Source organism: Nostoc sp. UIC 10890, from assembly GCF_054786515.1.
The window spans coordinates 1-2,220 of sequence record NZ_JBSGKF010000102.1 but is presented as its reverse complement, the minus strand read 5'-3'; the positions used below and the strand labels follow the sequence as shown (position 1 = coordinate 2,220).

The 2,220-nt window shown below is 39.9% G+C and carries 1 protein-coding gene; it reads right to left on the bottom strand.

The window, feature by feature from the left end; all coding sequences use genetic code 11:
- A partial coding sequence (locus tag ACWATR_RS39445; RefSeq protein ID WP_460345674.1) for a DUF1998 domain-containing protein occupies window positions 1-2,220 on the bottom strand: 2,220 nt, incomplete at both ends.

Here is a 2,220-nt window from a genome sequence, read left to right as displayed (position 1 = left end):
CAAATTCAATGAATCTATCAAATTCGGTAAGTAAATCGCACTAACTCCACTAACTATGCGGCAAAGTGCAGGTAAGCGAACTGCCATTTGAGCCAACTTAACTCGGCTAGTATTGGGAGCAAAACTTTGCAGTTCTGGATCTGGTTTAACAACAAAATCTCTGAGAAACTCTGCAACTAATTTCCGGTTTAACTCAGCATGAAATGGTTGATTAGAGTAAGTTCTCAAACAGTCATAGCAACTAGTATCACAACTACAAGATGCAGCAATTTCCCAGGTTTTTTCTAAAACTTCAAAAAAGCGATCAGCAATGCGCTTACTATACCCGGCTCCTCCAGGAACATTGTCATAGATAACTACCTCTGCCAATTGGTTTTCTAAGGGTATAAACAAGCCATCTAATTCTGTACGAGGCACATCAATTACTTGTGCTGCTGCTGCTAAAAGTGCATAAGTTAGCGATCGCCAAAATCCTATTCCATCTGTCCCTTGGTTAGGATTATCTGCCACAGACGAAACTATTGCACTATCCCCATAGTGAACAACTCCACCAAACAAAGGTATAAGATTTTTGGTTGGCTCAAACTGAATTTTTAGCAAATCGCTGCGAAATTCATGCCCCAAATGAGTCAGAGGATATCCGCTACCCGAACAATCTCTACCAGTAATTGGATGTTGATGTTTAGAATTTGGTGCTTGTTTTTTACTGCGACCTTTTGTGTTATTGGCATCACGCTGTTTTTGTACCAATTCACTTAAGTCTCTCCCACAGTTTTGACAAATACCAAACCCCTCCTTATTGAAACCTTTCCCATATCCCAAACTTCCTTGATTTGCTAGAAAGAGAGTTCCACCTTTACTAACAGTGAGTTTGTACAAGCTGGATTCTAATTGTTCTTGATTCTCTCCAGGCTTTGCTAAAAATACCTGTGATGTTGGTTGACGTTGTGGTTTAGTATAAGGTGTAACCTTTGGTGTGACTGACCAATCTGTAATAAAAGCTTTAGGAATCTTGTAAGGCTTCATTTTGGCAGCAGAAGCTGGGGAAGGTTCCCATCTACATACAGAACATTCTTCAATTATCCGTTCTTGATTTGATGCTTCAAAATTATTACAGTTTTTGCAAACCCAATAATATTTTTGTTCTAAGTCACTGGGTCTAAGAATACCAACACTTTGATAAACTCGGTCATCTACCACAATATCTTGACCTGGTGCATATTCACCAAGAGCAAGACGGCGATCGCGTTCTAGTCTATGCTTTCCTTGAGATGATTTAAATTCATTACTTTCGCCTGTAAGTAACCTAACTACATCAATTGGAAAGCCGTAGATGGGTAGTACACTCGCCTGAACTAACTCATCATGAAGTCGGCGCTTGGCAATCTTTTCTAATTCAGCTTCAATGCCATCCCGCCGCTTCTCCAATCCCTTACGTTTTATGCGATCAGTTTCGACAGCAATGCTTTCTCGAATATCTCTAAGTGGTGATACCAAACCATTCCAATCTGCTAGTTCTTCTTGCTGAAAAACTAAGATTGCTTCAACAAATTGATTGAGTATATCAAGAGGGGTGCTAGAAATCTTTAGTTTATTTATCCATAACTGAGCAATAGAATAGGCATTATCACTATGCAACCACTCTTGCAATTCGTTAACAATCGCTGTAGGCGGCGGAGTAAAATTTAGCTTAGAACCAAAATCTTGCAGAGGTAAACTAAAAAAGTCAACTATTGTTACTTTTTCTGCTCCTTTATCCTTAGTCTTCAAAAATTCAGCTAGTAACTCAGCACGAATGTGACGCTGCTGAATTTGAAAGTTGTTAGCATCCAGTTTAGGAATTTGATTACTGCCAGCAATCAACTGCTCAGGTTGCTCGAAATAAAATCGGTCGTGTGGGCGACGTTGCCCATACATTAAAGTAATGGCAACTCCATCTGTGCGTCGTCCAGCACGTCCTGCTCGTTGTTGATAGTTGCTGACATGGGGTGGAAAGTTGCGTAAAACTACAGCTTGTAGTTCGCCAATATCAACACCCATTTCTAGAGTTGTAGAGCAACTGAGCATATTAATTTGACCACGACGAAAACGGTTTTCGCGTTTTTCTAATTCGCCAACTCCTAGTTGTGCTGTATGTTCTTGCGATCGCAGGGGCAAAGGCAAGCGATTTTTAATGAGATACTGTTGATAATGCTCATTTATTACTTGTTCAATTTTTTG